Annotated in this window: 18 protein-coding genes; 3 read left to right on the top strand and 15 right to left on the bottom strand. The window is 35.8% G+C overall.

Annotation, left to right across the window (positions count from 1 at the left end; genetic code table 11):
- Positions 1–5: 5 nt before the first annotated feature.
- Together COE49_RS16705 and COE49_RS16700 are read right to left on the bottom strand one after the other, a co-directional pair.
- Positions 6–434: a CotD family spore coat protein gene (locus tag COE49_RS16705; protein WP_088231550.1), complete on the bottom strand. Its 429-nt coding sequence runs from the start codon at positions 432–434 to the stop codon at positions 6–8.
- 156 nt (positions 435–590) lie between these two features.
- Positions 591–1106, bottom strand: a complete 516-nt coding sequence (locus COE49_RS16700; protein WP_088231551.1) for a YppG family protein — start codon at positions 1104–1106, stop codon at positions 591–593.
- A 177-nt stretch (positions 1107–1283) separates the two neighbouring features.
- Here COE49_RS16700 and COE49_RS16695 point away from each other — a divergent pair, with 177 nt between their 5' ends.
- The gene (locus COE49_RS16695) at positions 1284–1475 is read left to right on the top strand and encodes a YppF family protein (protein WP_088231552.1); all 192 of its coding nucleotides are present in this window, start codon (positions 1284–1286) and stop codon (positions 1473–1475) included.
- A 103-nt stretch (positions 1476–1578) separates the two neighbouring features.
- On the opposite strand, the gene COE49_RS16690 is transcribed toward COE49_RS16695, so the two are convergent.
- From COE49_RS16690 to COE49_RS16675, 3 genes are all read right to left on the bottom strand, one after another.
- Positions 1579–1923, bottom strand: coding sequence for a YppE family protein (locus COE49_RS16690; protein WP_088231553.1), 345 nt, complete (start codon positions 1921–1923; stop codon positions 1579–1581).
- 15 nt (positions 1924–1938) lie between these two features.
- Positions 1939–2181: a hypothetical protein gene (locus COE49_RS16685; RefSeq protein ID WP_001252037.1), complete on the bottom strand. Its 243-nt coding sequence runs from the start codon at positions 2179–2181 to the stop codon at positions 1939–1941.
- Positions 2182–2600: 419 nt separating this feature from the next.
- The gene (locus tag COE49_RS16675; RefSeq protein ID WP_088231555.1) at positions 2601–3626 is read right to left on the bottom strand and encodes a DUF2515 domain-containing protein; all 1026 of its coding nucleotides are present in this window, start codon (positions 3624–3626) and stop codon (positions 2601–2603) included.
- A gap of 103 nt (positions 3627–3729) precedes the next feature.
- Between COE49_RS16675 and recU the strand changes: the two genes are divergently transcribed.
- Together recU and COE49_RS16665 are read left to right on the top strand one after the other, a co-directional pair.
- Positions 3730–4332, top strand: coding sequence for a Holliday junction resolvase RecU (recU, locus tag COE49_RS16670; protein WP_088231556.1), 603 nt, complete (start codon positions 3730–3732; stop codon positions 4330–4332).
- A 65-nt stretch (positions 4333–4397) separates the two neighbouring features.
- On the top strand, positions 4398–7058 hold the full coding sequence (locus tag COE49_RS16665; RefSeq protein WP_088231557.1) for a PBP1A family penicillin-binding protein: 2661 nt from the start codon (positions 4398–4400) through the stop codon (positions 7056–7058).
- 23 nt (positions 7059–7081) lie between these two features.
- Here the strand turns inward: COE49_RS16665 and COE49_RS16660 are convergent, their stop codons facing one another.
- The 10 genes from COE49_RS16660 to panB all read right to left on the bottom strand — a co-directional run bounded on the left by COE49_RS16660 (position 7082) and on the right by panB (position 16248).
- Positions 7082–7600: a YpoC family protein gene (locus COE49_RS16660; protein WP_088231558.1), complete on the bottom strand. Its 519-nt coding sequence runs from the start codon at positions 7598–7600 to the stop codon at positions 7082–7084.
- A gap of 3 nt (positions 7601–7603) precedes the next feature.
- The gene (nth, locus tag COE49_RS16655) at positions 7604–8251 is read right to left on the bottom strand and encodes an endonuclease III (RefSeq protein ID WP_088231559.1); all 648 of its coding nucleotides are present in this window, start codon (positions 8249–8251) and stop codon (positions 7604–7606) included.
- Between the two features lie 15 nt (positions 8252–8266).
- Positions 8267–8974 carry a DNA replication protein DnaD gene (gene dnaD / locus COE49_RS16650; protein WP_088231560.1) on the bottom strand — a complete coding sequence of 236 codons (708 nt, stop codon included), beginning with the start codon at positions 8972–8974 and terminating at the stop codon, positions 8267–8269.
- Between the two features lie 119 nt (positions 8975–9093).
- Positions 9094–10281, bottom strand: a complete 1188-nt coding sequence (gene aspB / locus COE49_RS16645) for an aspartate transaminase AspB (protein ID WP_088231561.1) — start codon at positions 10279–10281, stop codon at positions 9094–9096.
- A gap of 18 nt (positions 10282–10299) precedes the next feature.
- A complete protein-coding gene (locus tag COE49_RS16640) occupies positions 10300–10803 on the bottom strand; it encodes a cell wall elongation regulator TseB-like domain-containing protein (protein WP_088231562.1) in 504 nt (167 codons plus the stop codon).
- 7 nt (positions 10804–10810) lie between these two features.
- Positions 10811–10981, bottom strand: a complete 171-nt coding sequence (locus COE49_RS16635; RefSeq protein ID WP_000412179.1) for a YpmA family protein — start codon at positions 10979–10981, stop codon at positions 10811–10813.
- 254 nt (positions 10982–11235) lie between these two features.
- Positions 11236–14037: an ATP-dependent DNA helicase DinG gene (dinG, locus tag COE49_RS16630; protein ID WP_098945965.1), complete on the bottom strand. Its 2802-nt coding sequence runs from the start codon at positions 14035–14037 to the stop codon at positions 11236–11238.
- Between the two features lie 130 nt (positions 14038–14167).
- Entirely contained in the window at positions 14168–14551 is a 384-nt protein-coding gene (panD, locus tag COE49_RS16625) for an aspartate 1-decarboxylase (protein ID WP_000490187.1), read from the bottom strand.
- A 12-nt stretch (positions 14552–14563) separates the two neighbouring features.
- Positions 14564–15412, bottom strand: coding sequence for a pantoate--beta-alanine ligase (panC, locus tag COE49_RS16620; RefSeq protein WP_088231564.1), 849 nt, complete (start codon positions 15410–15412; stop codon positions 14564–14566).
- A complete protein-coding gene (gene panB / locus COE49_RS16615) occupies positions 15412–16248 on the bottom strand; it encodes a 3-methyl-2-oxobutanoate hydroxymethyltransferase (protein WP_088231565.1) in 837 nt (278 codons plus the stop codon). Before panB ends, panC begins: the two co-directional genes overlap by 1 nt.
- Positions 16249–16590: the final 342 nt, after the last annotated feature.

Genomic DNA, 16590 nt, shown 5'->3' with positions numbered 1-16590 from the left:
ATCATTTACTTTTTAAACATTCCACCAACATTTGGTCCCACATTTGGACCTACTGGCGATACATTTGGTCCTACCGGTGATACATTATTTGGTAAGAATGGTGATACATTTGGTCCTGGACCAAATGGAGATACTTGATGTCCAAAATGTCCATGGTGTCCATGGTGTCCATGACCACATGGTCCACACCCTCCGCCAAATCCTGGATCGATTGGGTCTACGACATTTACATTTGAATTTGTTTGTGGGAAGAAGCTTTGATTTTTAATTTGTTGATGATGTACATGTGTTGTATGTGTTGGGTAAATGTGTGGCACCACCGTTGTTGAAAAAGAATGTGTAACACATTGTTTCGTCGGATGAATGACAGGAGCAGTTGTACAAATAGGTCCTACAGGCTTATGCCCTCCAAAACAAGGATGACAATGATGCATAGTTTTTTCTCTCCTCTCTCGTTAAAAAAATCTGATTACACTTTACAGTATGAGAAAAGAGGTTAAGCCGCTTGTTATATATACCCATTTATTTCATGGAAATTTGTCTAGAGCTATGTTTCATTCACCGTATACATAGTGGACAACACTCCATTATTATTTACCAAAAAAGCCTCCAACTTGCTTCACAATACCGGTCACTTGATTCATCGCATTCATCATTTGTCCAGCTGTATTCATCATTTTATTTACATCATAGTTACCATCTGAGTTTTTAAATTGGGAAACAAAACTAGAAAATTGACTCGGTTGCTGTTGTTGTTTTTGTTTATTCTGCGTCGGGTACGGTTGTTTTGGTGGATAAAACATCGCTTGTTGATTCCCATATGGAGATGATGGCGGCATATAATATTGTGAATTCATATAAGGTTGCTGTTGTTGATCCATATAGGGCTGCTGTTGATTCATATAAGGTTGCTGCTGTTGATCCATATAGGGCTGCTGCTGTTGATTCATAAACGACACTTCAAATGGCTGGTAATAATTTTGATTTCCATAATGAGGCTCGAAAGGATACATATTATATCGTAAATATGTATCTGTATTATATTGGTACATATTTTGCTGTGCATATGGATTAGATTGCTGATATACGTTAGGTTGTTGAAACATGCATTCTCTCCTCCTTCACATAAGTTTCTACATATATAATATGTACCTGTAAAATAATTTGTGTGACGGATTATCTGTCTATTTTTGTCGGAAGTTTAAATTTTTAAAAAATTAAAAAAGAAAACCCTTCCATGCTATGATAATGAAGAAGAAGATTCTCATGGGGGAGGAATCAACATGGTATTAGGGGATTTAAAACAAGCGTTTTCTCAAAAAAAGGGGTATTCCACAGAAAATGCAAATGAATTATTAGACTTTGCGAGACATTGGTATCTCGAAGGGAAAATATGCATTTCTGATTACCGAACAGTAATAAAAGAATTAGAAATAAACGGTGCAACAAAACCTACAACAATGACAGAAGCTTAATAGTGAAACTTTAATTAGTAGGGGGGCATTCACCCCACTGATTATTAGCCTTCACCAATCCAGATTTTGCGAGATAAAAAAACAAGAGGGTTTCCCCCTCTTGTTATTTACATTGTTCAACTATATTTTGTAAAGTATATGAAATAGCTTGATGTGTTTCAAAGAATCGCTTACCTTTACCTTTATTTACAAAACATTGCAACACATTCGTTTGTAAATTGTCGTATACTTGATCAATTTGCTGTACATGTATATACTTCGGTTTTTCTTCTTTAATCCACGTATACGCTAATTCTTTCCACACCGCCAGTTCCTCATCTACCGTATTTACAAATGGTTTCATATCCTTATAAAAATCATATTCGATCATTTCTCTTTTTTTCACATTCGCTTCATTATTATACTGCATGAGTTTTTCCGAAGACTCAATTAACGCCCCATACTTCATTTCATTCCCACCTTATTATGCACTCACTACGACGTTTTGAAATGTTTTCACCCAATTCCCTTTTTCTTCGTGATGCACTAATTTATTTTCCATATGCTCAATATGCATTTCTGTTATTTCTATCTTATTGCATATATTTTCACCTTTATCCTTTAATGCATGATTCATTCTAATCCCTATATTCATTTCCAGCAAATCGAGAGAACTTAACATTTGATCCATTTTTTTCATTACATCTTCCTTCTGAACCATCGCCATATATAAAACGCCTCCTTCTTTGCTTTTCCTTTGTCATGTAATTTCGCCGAATGATTTATCACTCCTGCTCACATGACAAAACTAGTTGTTATTCGTCAAAGAAATCATTCTGTATGTCATTTATGGAAATGGTAACAATACAAAAGGGAGGTGTATTAAGATGGCAAAGAACAGAAACGAAAAAAAGAAGAAACAAAACAAGAAACAAAATAAACCCGAAACTGGCAATCCAAAGCTAGACGGTCCAAACTTTCCTGCTACATAAAGTGAAGCTTTAACGAATAGAGTAGCTAATTTCCAAACTATCTTTAATCTCTTACTTTCTTTAAGTTTTGAGATTAAGTCCTTAGCACACATGGTAAAATTACTTCACATTAAGAAGTCCCGCCTTCAGTTTTGAAGACGGGACTTCTTTTTTATTATATCATGAACTCATCTATCCTTTTAACAAAACGATTTACGATAGAAACAGCATAGATTTGCTCCCTCTTTCTTTTATACCATTCTGTTATATCAACTTCCCCCTTATACTCTTTCAGTGAAAATAGCTCATTTATTTCCGTATCTCTACAAAACCAATCTCTCATACTTATTTCCTTATGTGCAACAGCAGGATAAACCTCTCTAAGGGTTGGCGTACAAGATTTTCTAGCATCTCTTACATAATATTCATAATCTGTTCTTGATCCTGTGTGTATCGTTTGCAATGCAAACCTATGGAATAACCTTTTATACTTCGGATGAAATAGTAACTCTGCTAATTTCTTCCCTAGTTCTATACGCTTCTGTAACGTTTCAAATTGATAAACTGAAAAACCATACATATTCCCTTCAACAGTTGGAAAAATAACGGCACTAACATGAAGCATTTCTTGCAATTTAAAAAGTGCTGTATGGAATACCTGTTTTTTAAAATATGTATTCTCAATAACTGGTTTTTGAATTTTATTTTGTTCATTTATAATAAGCGCTGTCATAAGCCTATTTATATCTTTTTTCTCCCAAAAATATATCCATTCTTTTTCCATAAAAATTGATACGTTGAAATATTGTAACAAGTAAAATAGCGGCGCCTGCCTCCTCTTACTTTCTTCGTATAACAATAGCTGAGGAAATGCATCTAAAAAAATAATCCAATTAGCTTTTTCATAAATCTGAAAAAAATGTTTTTTTACTATTTGAGGTAAAACAGTCGCATAATACCTCCCTTTTAAATCAGTCATATTCCATCCCGCATTTCTCGAGACCATACTCGCTAAAAAAGCCCACCTAATTTCACTATTTCTTACATAATATTCTTGATAAAACTGCGTTCGAGAAATGTTATCCATATTAGCTATTTCTATTGCCCTCTTAATGCTGTAAACCATTGTTTTTTCTTCTTCTGTACAGACCATATTTTTACGATATTGTTTAATTTTTTCATAATCATTCCATGTAAACATACATAAGTCACCCTACCTTTCTTCAAAAAGGTCACATCTTTTTTCATTTTTTGATATAATCACCTTTGTAAGTAATTCTTAGCAAGTTGGGAGTGGACACACTATGACCATTCGTTACCCAAATGGAAAACGGTACAATCAAGCTTCACAACCTCATAAAACACCAATTAAAAAACATACTTATAGTAATAGAGGTATGTCCCTTGAAGAGGAACTGAATGAAACAAATGAATATTACTTAACCCATAATATTGCATGTGTACATAAAAAACCGACACCTCTTCAAATTGTAAAAGTAGATTACCCCGCTCGAAGTGCTGCAGTGGTAAAAGAAGCGTATTTTAAACAACCTTCTACAACAGATTACAACGGTGTATACAAAGGGAAATACATCGATTTTGAAGCGAAAGAAACAAAAAATAAAACTAGTTTCCCACTTCAAAACTTCCACCTTCATCAAATTGAACATATGAAGCAAGTGATTGCTCATAATGGAATTGCATTTGTTATTATTAAATTTACACTTTTTGATGAACTTTATTTACTCGATGCGAAACATATTATTGCATTTTGGAATCGTCAAAATACTGGTGGACGTAAATCAATTACGAAAGCAGAAATAGAAGAGCATGGCTCTTTATTGTCATGCGGTTATCACCCTCGGATTGATTATATCCGTGTACTAGACACGGTTTATTTTTCGTGATAGAGTCATCACTAAGGCTCTTTTTTCGACTTTTGGGGAGAGAATGAAAGGTAGGAGAAAGTATAATGTCAGATAATTATCGTTCTCGTACAGAACGAAATCATGTGAAAAATCAAAAGAAAGAAACAAATAAAGAAGAAAAACCAAAGAAAAAAGGCTCCTTTTTCAAGAAATTCCTTATAGGTTGTCTACTTCTTGGTATCGTTGGTCTCATAGCTAGCGTTTCCGCTTTCTTTGTAATGGTAAAGGACGCTCCAAAATTAGACAAATCAAAACTTGTTAATCCTTTATCTACAAAGTTTCTTGATAAAAACGGAAATTTCTTCTATGAATACGGTGCTGAAAAACGAACCCATGTTACTTACGACCAAATTCCGAAAGTAGTTGAAAATGCATTCCTTGCGACTGAGGATTCACGCTTCTATGATCACAATGGAATTGATTTTAGACGAACTACTAAAGCAGTTATGGAAAATATCACTGGTGGTTTCGGTTCCCAAGGTGGTAGTACGATTACGCAACAAGTAGTTAAAAATTATTTTCTAACAATGGACAAAACTGCCAAGAGAAAAGTACAAGAATGGTACTTATCTTACAAATTAGAGCAACAATACTCTAAACATGAGATTTTAGAAATGTACTTAAACAAGATTAACTTAGGTAACCGTTCGTACGGTATTGCAACAGCAGCCAAAAAATATTATAACAAAGATTTAAAAGACTTACAGTTACATGAAGCTGCAATGCTTGCTGGTTTGCCCCAAGGTCCAAATATTTATGATCCAACAAAACCAGACAACGTTGAACGAGCTACACAACGTCGTAACGTCGTATTATCATTAATGAATCGACATGGTTATATAACAAAAGATGAAATGAATAACGCAATGAAAATCCCTGTAACTGAGGGTCTTCAACCATCTTCAGAAGTAACTGAAATGAAGTATCAAGCATTTTTAGATGCTGTTGTAAAGGAAGTTGAAAAAGAATATCCGGATGTAAATATCGGTTCAGATGGTTTAACGATTCATACAACACTTGATCAAGATGCTCAAGATTACGCTGATAAAATTATGGATGGCAATCTTATTAAATATCCGAACGATCAATTCCAAGGATCATTCGTATTTATGGATACACAATCTGGAGAAGTTCGAGCAATTGGTGCTGGGCGTAAAGAAAGTAAGTCTACTTTCAAAGGTCATAATATGGCCACTGATTTAAAACGCCAAGTCGGTTCAACAATGAAACCAATTTTCGACTACGGCCCAGCAATTGAGAATTTACAATGGTCTACATACCATCAATTAAATGACTCAGAGTATACGTATTCCAATGGTAAAAAAATACGAAATGCAACAAATAGTTACAAAGGTGACGTTTCACTACGTGAAGCTTTGAAAAAATCATTAAACATCCCTGCTTTAAAAACAGCCCAAGCGGTTGGTATTCCTAAGTCACAAGCTTTTGCTGAAAGCTTAGGTATGACATTTAAAGACGGCACAGCGTATGAATCAACAGCAATTGGTAGTAACGATAGTTCCCCATTAGAATTAGCAGGGGCGTATGCCGCATTTGGTAATGACGGTGTGTATAACAAGCCTCACTTCGTAAAAGAAGTTATCTTCCCAGATGGGAAAAAGAAAAACTTTAAACCGAAAGAACAACGTGCAATGCACGACTATACAGCTTACATGATTACTGACGTTCTACGTGACGTAGTAAAACCTGGTTCTGGCGGTACAGGTCCAACAGCATACGTTCCAGGTGTTGATGTAGCAGGTAAAACAGGAACACAAAACTTTGATGAATCAGTTATAAAAAAATATGGTATCCCAGCTGATGCGAACAGAGATAGCTGGTTCGCTGGCTATTCACCTCAATATACGATGGCTGTATGGACTGGTTACGAAAAAGATGGTCCAGAAAATTATATTGGTGATCGCTCTACCAGAATTGCACAGCAAATGTTCCAAGTAATGATGAGCAAATTTGCTACAGATAACTCTCGTTTCGAACGTCCTTCTTCTGTACAAGAAATAAACGGAGAGTTATATGTAAAAGGTGCGAAAAAAGATGCGATTAAACAAATTAAAGTAGATGCACCTAGCGGCCTCAATGTTACTTTCGACGGCGCTAGCACTGTTACACTAAAATGGTCTGGCCCGGCAGAAGTTGATGCATATGCAGCAAGCTATAAAGCTACTGACGGTTCAAGCGGTAGCCTATCAATAAATGGTACAACAGCTACTCTTGGTGGAATTAAACCAGGTGTTACTTACAGCTTCTCTGTAGTAGCGAAAAAAGGCACAGGAACAAGCCCTGCAGTTGGCGCATCCTTCACTGCTCCTGGAGGAGTTCCAGATGCTAAGAAAGCTGAGGACGAAGCTAAGAAAAAGGCTGAAGATGAAGCTAAGAAAAAAACTGAAGAAGAACAGAAAAAAGCTAATGAAGACAAACTAAAACAAGAAGAAGCTCAAAAGAAAGCTGAAGAAGAACAGCGAAAACAGCAAGAACAGCAACAGCAGCAACAAGAGCAACAACGTAAACAGCAAGAAGAAGCTCAAAAGAAAGCTGCTGAAGAAGAGGCTAAGAAAAAAGCTGAAGAAGAAGCTAAGAAAAAGGCTGAAGAAGAAGCTAAGAAAAAAGCTGAAGAAGAACAACAACAGAATACCGGAGAAGATACACCTCACGCAGACGGAAATGTTGTTACAACAGAGTCTTAATAAACAAAAAGAAGTCCTTTCTCTTAACGAGAAACGGACTTCTTTTTTGTTATCATTTTCTTTACATATAGCTTTTCTATTTCGATATACAACTGTGCTAATTGAATATAAGAATGATAATTACTCGGTTTCTTTATAATAAATGAATATCGCTCCATAAAATTAACAGGTTGTACTTCCAATTTATTCGTATTTACTTGCATTTCATTCAAACTATGAACAGGCTTGTCATTTAGCCAATAAACAATCGATAGCAAGTGCGCTGCAAAAAGAATCATTGGACCTTCAGCTTCTTGTTTTTTTCTGTTTCGAAATAGTATAGCAATTTCTTCATGCTTGCTTTTCCATACATGCAACATCGCAGGAACACTTTTTTCAATTTCATTCCATGGCTCATATCGTCTTTCCATATCAAATATAAAGTAAGCATTTTGTATTATTTCTTCAAATGATTGTTCTATATTATACGCAATCGAATTTACGCCTTCTTTAAAAAATGGTAAGTATCGAAATTCTTTCGGTATTTCTATAACTCGCTCCATCCTTTATTTCCCCTTCATTCGCTTCTTTCCTTCACGACATACTTCTAGCAGCCGGCACTCTTCACATTGTGGTCGCTGCGCTTTACAGTGATAACGCCCAAAGAAAATCATACGGTGATGTGTAACGCTCCATTCATCCATCGGAACTTTCTTCATTAACGTTTTCTCCACTTCTAATACAGTGTCTTTCCATCTGCAAATTGCTAATCGTTTACTCACTCGTTCCACATGCGTATCAACAGCAATTGCTGGCATTCCAAATGCTACTGATACGACAACATTTGCTGTCTTCCTTCCTACACCTGGTAAATTCGTAAGTTCATCCCGGTCTCTCGGTACTTCTCCATTATAATCATCTAATAACATTTGGCATAACTTTTGAATGTTTTTTGCTTTATTTCTATACAATCCAATAGAGCGTATATCTTGTTGTAATTCTTCTAGAGAAACACTTAAATAATCTTCAGGCGTTTTATATTTTTGAAATAAATTTTTCGTCACCTTATTTACAAGTGCATCTGTACATTGTGCAGATAATGCTACCGCGATTACAAGTTCAAACGGATTATCATGAATTAATTCACAATGCGCTTCTGGATACATATCCGCCATTGTGTCTAAACAATAACGAATTTGCGTTTTATTTAACATATACTTCCTCCTACATTACTGCTCCAACCAATTATAAAAAGGCACTTTCCCAGTAAATTTCGTCTCTTGTTTCGTTGTTTGTTGCGTTCGCTGCTGATTCGCTCTAAATTTCCGTCCTTGATTTTGAGCTTGATCTACTGTTTTAATGCCATTCTTTTTCCACTCAAATAAAATACGGTCAATATAGCGGAAATTCAACTTACCACTCATCACCGCTTCCCTCAAGGCCGCTTGAATTAAATTCGGATGATGTTGATCTTGGTCTTCCCACATTCCTAACGTTTCACATTCAAATGGCGAAAGTGGTCTTCCAAATTCTTTTTCAAATACTGTATATAAATTTACTTGCAGCTGTTTTTTTTCTTTTTGTTCTTCCTCTATTGATTCATCCATTAAGAAATGCAATATTTTTTCCCATAACGGTTGTAACGAATAACTTTCGCACATCATCGCTTCTGATCTTTGTCCACCTTCTAGTGATAAAAAACCTTTTTGAATCAATGCCTGAATTACTTCCATACACTTCATTTCCGTTATCGTCATCCGTTCTGAAATCTCTGAAGGAGTCGGAAACGAATTACCCGATTCTAAAAATGTGTGTACATGAAGTACAACCATAAATTCCGTCTCATTTAAACCTAATTTTTTATAATGCATCATAAGTAATTTTGGAATTGCAATACTTCCCTGCTCAAACCACTGTAACATCATTTTCTTTTTCATCACCAAACACCTCGCTCTCTAGTATAACACACCTTTCACTATTTCTTTTTGCCACAATTCGTCAAAAAAACCTCCCTTATGTAGGGAGGTTTTTTGTATTACATGAATAAAATATACAATTAAGCTTGCACTTTACTTTTCATGAACGTATGAATGCGTTCTAATGCTTTCTCTACTTGTTCAAGAGATGTCGCATATGATAAACGGACATTATTTGGAGCCCCAAATCCTGTACCTGGTACAAGAGCTACTTTTTCCTCTTCTAATAAAGCTTTTGCCCACTCATCAACTGTATCATATCCTGATAAAGCTACAGCTTCTTTCACGTTAGGGAATAAGTAAAATGCACCTTGTGGCTTAATACAAGTAAAGCCAGGGATTTGAATTAATTTATCATAAATAATGTTTAATCGTTCTTCAAACGCTTGACGCATTGTTTCTACAGGTTGTTGTGAGCCTGCATATGCCGCAATTGCGCCGTATTGAGCAATTGAAGTAGGGTTTGACGTACTATGACTCGCTAAGTTCGTCATCGCTTTAATAAGCTGCTTATTTCCTGCTGCATATCCAATACGCCATCCTGTCATAGAATGAGATTTAGATACACCATTAATAATTAGGGTTTGTTCTTTTAATGCATTAGAAAGCTGGGCAATTGAAGTATATTCTGCACCACCATAAATTAACTTCTCATAAATTTCATCTGAAACGATTAAAATATTATGTTCTAAACATACTTCTCCAAGCTGTTGTAATTCTTCTTTGCTATAAATCATTCCTGTTGGATTGCTCGGTGAATTAATAATAACTGCTTTCGTTTTTTCTGTAATTGCCTCACGTAACTGCTTTGCTGTAATTTTGTACTCATTGTCTTCTAGACCTTCTACATAAACCGGATTACCGCCAGCAAGCTTTACTTGTTCTGGATAGCTTACCCAGTAAGGAGTTGGGATGATAACTTCATCTCCTTCATCAAGTAACACTTGGAATAATGTATATAAAGCATGTTTTGCACCATTACATACAATAATTTCAGATGGGTCATACTTAATGCCTTGATCGCGAGTAAATTTTTTCACGATTTCTTGCTTTAACGCTTGCAAACCACCTGTTGGTGTATATTTCGTATGTCCTTCTAACATCGCTTTATGCGCCGATTCCATAATATGCTCTGGTGTATTAAAGTCAGGTTCCCCTGCCCCTAATGCAATTACATCATGACCTTCAGCTTTTAATGCTTGTGCCTTTGCTGTAATTTCTAAAGTTGAAGACGGTGTTAAAGCAGCTACTCGCTTTGCTAATTTCATTTGTGGTTCCCCCTACATCTATTTTTCAATGCTGTAATGTGCAGCATATTCCCCATTTTGAAATTCTAGATAATAATACGTATAACGATCTTCCTGATCAATATATGTAATTTCCCACAACGGAATATCGTTTTCAGCACCTAATTTTACTTTTACAATTTGTTTTGGCTTTGGCTTCGGCTCATCGCCTTTTCCAGTCGCTTGCTCTGCCAGTTTTTGTAAAGCTTCTTTCTCAGAAATGCCTTCACTCTTTTTCTTCACAAGAACATTTCCTTTTTTATCAGGTACCCAAACAATAATTGGTTCTCCTTTTTCATCCGTACCTTGTACGACTGTATATGAAGATTTTCCGTTATAATAATCAACCGATTTTACCTTTGTAAGCTTTGCTTTTTCTTTAGCAATTTCTACAGATTTTGATTCTTTTGGAATTTTCTTTTCCATCGTTTTATTATAAACATACGCCCCATATATTCCGCTAGCAACGATAACGATAATGATTGCAAAGATCCACTTTTTCATTGTATCACTACGTTCTGTAAATGGTAAATACAGCTGTTTCTTTGTCTTTTTCGTCCAGTGCTAATCCGAACATGAGGTCCTGCTCTTTTAACGTACGATTTAAACTATCAACAATTTTATACAAATCAGACGAATATTTAATACGCGTCGTTGATAGTACTTCGATTTTCTTCTCCATGAAAAAACTCCTCCGTTACACAAAAATTTCTAATTATAGAAGAACGCAATGCGGTTACAATAAGAGTACATTCTTTACAACCCCTGCTTCATCACCCATCTATTATAGCAGGACATGTACAGCAAAAAAAGGTTTCAAGTCGAAAACCGATACATTTTGTATACAAGAAGTAAGAAAAATAAAATTCCTCCTACCCACATTTTTTACGCCTGAAGTTTCTAAATACTTCAGGCGTATTTTTCTTCCAAAATTTATTAACTTGATGGCTCTTCTAAGTGCACTAGTAATTCTTCTAACGGTCCCTCATAAAGAGGTACATTCGGAATGGATTGTAAAAATCGTTTTCCATAGGAAGAACTCGTCAAACGACGATCTAACACTACTACGGTTCCCGTGTCTGTATTCGTTCGAATTAAACGTCCGAACCCTTGTTTAAAACGTAATATTGCTTGCGGGAGCGCTAATTTAGCGAATACGTCCTCACCTTGATTTTTTAACCACTCACCTTTCGCTTCCATCATTGGCTGATGAGGAGGTGTAAACGGAAGACGGACAATGACTAGACAACTTAAGGCATCTCCTGGAATATCTATCCCTTCCCAAAAACTACTCGTACCTAACAAAATCGATTTGTCGAACTCTTGAAACTTTCGAATTAAGCGGCTTCGACTTCTATTATTCACACTTTGTGTTAATAATAAATAACCTTCTAATTCATCATTATTTTTCAAATTCGTATATGCTTCTTTCAGCATTTCATACGAAGTAAATAAAACGAGCATTCTACCTTTTGTAGCTTTCGCTATCTTTGCAATATGTTCCGATACAGATTCAATATATTCCTCATTACTTACTTGCTTAATAAAAGGCACATCCGTTGAAACCATTAACTTCATTTGTTCATCATAACGAAATGGCGATGGAACTTTTAATGTGTTTGGAGCAAAATCATGTAAGCCAAGCTCCTCTTTTATATAATCAAATGTGTCGTTAACTGTTAATGTTGCAGATGTAAAAATAACACTCTTTTTTTCTGTTAAAAATTCATCAGCAAATCTTTCACCAATATGAACAGGCTGTGCATATAAAACAGTGGAATGAATCGTCCCTTTTGTTTCCGTCTCCATCCAAGTTACATATGAATTTTTTTCTAATACGAGTAACTGTAACGATTCTGCCATCTTTCTTAGTAACTCAATTAAATGCATAAATTCACCTGTAACAACATGCATCTCCCATTCTAACTTACTTTGCAATATATTCACTTGTTTCTCAAGATTATTCACTAATCTTCTTAATTCATATACAAAACGATTTGTTAATTCAACAATACTATCCCACAACTTGCCTTTCTCTACTTCTGTGTTATATCGATAAATGAGCGGCATATTGTTCGGTCCTTGCTCTTGCTTCGTTTGTTTAAATATAAAAGTGCGTAACATTTGGAATAGTTCATCCGCATCAAATTTTAGTTCCTTCAAACTATGACTTATCATACGGAAAGTCGAACGAGATGCTTGTTCTGATTTTTTCATCATTTTATATACTTTAGACAGCACATCATCCGTTTCTAGTGTACCGAGACGAGATAAAATCAATTGAAAATACATACAGGAGAACTGTTCACCTAATGTTCTACTCGCTGCCTCTTCAATATGATGAGCTTCATCGAAAATAATATGTTCGCATGAAGCAAATAATGGTTCTTCACTTGAAAAATCTTGGAATAATAGCGCATGATTTGTAATAACGATATCTGCAAATAAAGCTTTATTCTTTGCTCGCTGGTAAAAACAACGACTAAACCAATTACTTTGCATACCGCCTGGGCTATATGCATCGCTACAAATACGATTCCAGAGTAACTTTCCACCCTCAGGAATATTTAATTCGTCACGATCACCCGTCTCAGTTTGCAGTAGCCAAACTAAAATCTTCGCCTTCGTAAGTGCCATATCATAATTTTTTTCTTCCTCTTGCAAAGCATACTCAAATTTATGTAAACAAAGGTAATGCTTTCTTCCTTTTAGAAGAGCTACCTCAAATACAAATGGCATTATTTTTTGTAACAACGGAATTTCTTTTTCCAATATTTGTTGTTGGAGTTGTACCGTTTGTGTACTTATAATGACAGGTTCTTCTTTTTTCTTTGCAAAATAAAGGCTAGGCAATAAATAAGCAAGCGTCTTTCCTGTCCCTGTACCTGCTTCAATAAGAGAAAAACGAGAATCTCTTAATGCCGTATATATCTCTTTCATCATCATTTGCTGACTTTCTCTTCTTTCAAACTTTGGCATATGTAATTCCAATTTATCCATCGTTTTATTCAAGAAAGCATCAAACTTCGATGAACACGTATCTCCAAGGCTTAAAGAATAGTTCCGCTTCCGTAGCGCAATATTTCGATGTACTTCATACTCTGCTATATCTTCTTTGCCGTGCATTACTTTCTTTAAAATATTTTCAGAAAGCACATCAGCTATATCACTTTGGAAAACATCACTTAATTCATAAAGCGATTGCAACGTGACAAGTGGTAACTTTTCAATTTCAGTTAAAAATTGTAAAAATAATTCCGCTGTTGCAAGAGCATCACTATCCGCACGATGCGGTTGATCGTGCTCGAGTTCATGTTGTTTAGCTAAATCACGTAATTTATAACTATCAGCCGTTGGCAAAAGAATTTGCGCCAACTCAACTGTATCAACTTTTGGACAATGTATTTCTGTATATCCAGCCTGCCTTAATTCTTCCGTTAAAAAATTCCAATCAAAGTGAACGTTATGTGCAACGAAAGCTGCACCTTGTAATAGCTCAACAACCATCGGGGCTATATCTTGAAATAACGGGGCTTGCTTAACCATACTCTCATCAATCCCTGTTAACTCTGTAATAAATGGCGGAATCTCTCTCTTCGGATTAATAAAAGATGAAAAAATCTCTAATATCTCTCCATCTTCTACTACAACAGCTGCAATTTGGGTAATTTTATCCTTCCCATCTTTCCAGGAGTTCCCCGTCGTCTCTAAATCAACAACGACATAACGCTTACTCATATATGTAACACCTCAATTTCTTACCTATCAAACACAAAAATTATATAATGTTACTATACCACGTTTTATCTTATCTTAATGAAAAGATGCACAAAAAAGCTACCTCTTTAATAGAGATAGCCTTTCCTACTTATAATATCGTACCCGCTTTTTCAGCGCCTAACATTTCAATAATTTGGTTCTGATCGTCTAACACCGCAATTTTTGGTTCTTGTTTATGAACCTCTTCTTCCGTAACTAGTCCATAACAAATAATAATTACTTTGTCCCCTGGTTGTACAAGTCTTGCTGCAGCACCGTTTAAACAAACAACACCACTACCGCGTTCCCCTTTAATAACGTATGTCTCTAAGCGAGCACCATTATTATTATTTACAATTTGTACTTTTTCGTTTTCTACAATATTTACTGCATCCATTAAATCTTCATCAATTGTAATACTACCTACATAATTCAAATTTGCCTCCGTTACAGTGGCACGGTGTAACTTTGCTCTCATCATTGTGCGAAACATAGATGCTCCCCCTTATTTAACCGTTAATGTTATATTGTCAATTAATCGTACATTTTCAAACTTAACTGCAATCGCTAAAATGATTCGTCCTTCAAGTTTATCTACTATTGCCAATGAAGGATATGCATATAAATCCGCATAATCTACAGTGCCTTTCGTATACGTCTCGATATGCTCTTTTACAAGATTCGTAATGATTTCTGGATTACGTACGCCTTCCTCAATGCGTTCTCTCGCTATACATAGACTGCGGTATAAATGAGGAGCCTCTGCACGTTCTTCTTGTGATAAATACACGTTACGTGAACTTTTCGCTAATCCGTCTTCTTCTCTTACGATATCGACTGGTACAATCGTAACTGGAATATTAAAATCAGTTACAAATCCTTCAATTACAGCGACTTGCTGTGCATCCTTCATACCGAAATAAGCACGACTTGGCATTACAATATTAAATAGTTTCATGAGTACAGTCGCAACTCCTGCAAAATGACCAGGTCTTTGTTTGCCGCATAATACGTCAGTACGTTTCACAACTTCTACTGTAGTTGTTTGTTCTGCCGGGTACATTTCTTCTACACTCGGATAAAATAAATAATCAACACCGTTTTCTTTTGCTACATTTTCATCTCTATCAATATCACGAGGGTATCGATCTAAATCTTCATTCGGTCCAAACTGTAGCGGATTTACAAACACGCTTAAAACTACAATTTCATTTTCTTCTCTTGCCTTACGTAATAAAGTCGCATGCCCTTCATGTAAATAACCCATCGTTGGGACAAAACCAATACTTTTTCCACTTGCACGAAGTTCGTTTGTAATTTGCTGCATCTCTTGCACTGTAGTTACAATTTTCATTATTGTTTTCCCCCGTATAACGCTAAGCATTCTTCCTCTTTCATTGTGAACGAATGTTTTTCTTCCGGAAATTGCCCTGTCTTTACTTCAGCAACGTATTGCGAAATCCCTCGCACAATCTCCTCTTGAACAGACGTATATTGTTTCACAAACTTCGGAACACGCTTTACGCCATATGATATAAGATCATGATATACAAGAACTTGCCCATCTACTTTCTGTCCTGCTCCAATGCCAATTGTAGGAATTGTTAGTTGCTTCGAAATTAGTTCTGCCAGCTGCATTGGCACACATTCTAATACAAGCGCTATCGCACCAGCTTCCTCACATTTCTTTGCATCTTCTATTAATTTCTTTGCACTTTCAGCATCTTTTCCCTGCACTTTATATCCACCCAATACACCTACAGATTGAGGGGTTAAACCTAAATGTGCTACGACAGGAATTCCTGCATTCGTCAAATAATGAATCGTTGATATAACTTCTCCAGCACCTTCTACTTTCAGTGCATGTGCCCCACTCTCTTGAACGATGCGGCGTGCATTCACCATCGTTTCTTGTAATGATACGTGATAAGACATAAACGGCATATCAGTTACAATAAAAGTTTCTTTTGCTCCGCGGCGTACAGCTTTCGTATGATGAATCATATCCTCTACTGTTACAGGTACTGTTGAATCGTATCCAAGTACAACCATCCCAAGAGAATCTCCAACTAAAATCATATCAACTTCAGCTTCTTCTGCTAATTGAGCAGAAGGATAATCATACGCCGTTAGCATTGTAATCGGCTCACCTTGCTCTTTCATCTTCAAAAAGTCTGTTTTTGTTTTCAAAAACTACTCCTCCTTTATACAGGAGAGAGGAGATGGCCGAAATCATATAAAAAACCCCTCTGGCCATAAAAGGGCAGAAGGGTTGTGTGTTAGTCGGCATTATTCATCCCTCTGTCCCAGTCCGTTATTGGATCAAGGCAGAATCCAAGTTATTATTTTTTCGTATTGCTTCGAATTATGGTGCAGTTCGCTCCGATACTGCCCATATTCGAACTAATTATAGCAAATTACAAAAAGAAATTACTACATTTTTTTGAAAAAATAATTTTTATTCCTATTACGGTATGTGAAATTCCCATAAATAACTCAAATTATAAAAAGATAAATAGTTTGTTTACATGC

Source organism: Bacillus sp. AFS029637 (genome assembly GCF_002584985.1).
GTDB lineage: Bacteria > Bacillota > Bacilli > Bacillales > Bacillaceae_G > Bacillus_A.
The sequence above is the reverse complement of the archived record's forward strand: the minus strand, read 5'-3'. Positions and strand labels throughout refer to the sequence as shown.

Excerpts from the sequence above, each read along its gene's own strand:
- COE49_RS16665 (WP_088231557.1), top strand. The coding sequence starts at position 4,398 with ATGTCAGATAATTATCGTTCTCGTACAGAACGAAATCATGTGAAAAAT.
- panD (WP_000490187.1), bottom strand. The coding sequence starts at position 14,551 with ATGTTTCGCACAATGATGAGAGCAAAGTTACACCGTGCCACTGTAACG.
- COE49_RS16685 (WP_001252037.1), bottom strand. The coding sequence starts at position 2,181 with ATGGCGATGGTTCAGAAGGAAGATGTAATGAAAAAAATGGATCAAATG.
- dinG (WP_098945965.1), bottom strand. The coding sequence starts at position 14,037 with ATGAGTAAGCGTTATGTCGTTGTTGATTTAGAGACGACGGGGAACTCC.
- COE49_RS16695 (WP_088231552.1), top strand. The coding sequence starts at position 1,284 with ATGGTATTAGGGGATTTAAAACAAGCGTTTTCTCAAAAAAAGGGGTAT.
- panC (WP_088231564.1), bottom strand. The coding sequence starts at position 15,412 with ATGAAAATTGTAACTACAGTGCAAGAGATGCAGCAAATTACAAACGAA.
- COE49_RS16660 (WP_088231558.1), bottom strand. The coding sequence starts at position 7,600 with ATGGAGCGAGTTATAGAAATACCGAAAGAATTTCGATACTTACCATTT.
- COE49_RS16690 (WP_088231553.1), bottom strand. The coding sequence starts at position 1,923 with ATGAAGTATGGGGCGTTAATTGAGTCTTCGGAAAAACTCATGCAGTAT.
- recU (WP_088231556.1), top strand. The coding sequence starts at position 3,730 with ATGACCATTCGTTACCCAAATGGAAAACGGTACAATCAAGCTTCACAA.
- COE49_RS16640 (WP_088231562.1), bottom strand. The coding sequence starts at position 10,803 with ATGAAAAAGTGGATCTTTGCAATCATTATCGTTATCGTTGCTAGCGGA.
- COE49_RS16705 (WP_088231550.1), bottom strand. The coding sequence starts at position 434 with ATGCATCATTGTCATCCTTGTTTTGGAGGGCATAAGCCTGTAGGACCT.
- dnaD (WP_088231560.1), bottom strand. The coding sequence starts at position 8,974 with ATGAAAAAGAAAATGATGTTACAGTGGTTTGAGCAGGGAAGTATTGCA.
- COE49_RS16700 (WP_088231551.1), bottom strand. The coding sequence starts at position 1,106 with ATGTTTCAACAACCTAACGTATATCAGCAATCTAATCCATATGCACAG.
- COE49_RS16635 (WP_000412179.1), bottom strand. The coding sequence starts at position 10,981 with ATGGAGAAGAAAATCGAAGTACTATCAACGACGCGTATTAAATATTCG.
- nth (WP_088231559.1), bottom strand. The coding sequence starts at position 8,251 with ATGTTAAATAAAACGCAAATTCGTTATTGTTTAGACACAATGGCGGAT.
- aspB (WP_088231561.1), bottom strand. The coding sequence starts at position 10,281 with ATGAAATTAGCAAAGCGAGTAGCTGCTTTAACACCGTCTTCAACTTTA.
- COE49_RS16675 (WP_088231555.1), bottom strand. The coding sequence starts at position 3,626 with ATGTTTACATGGAATGATTATGAAAAAATTAAACAATATCGTAAAAAT.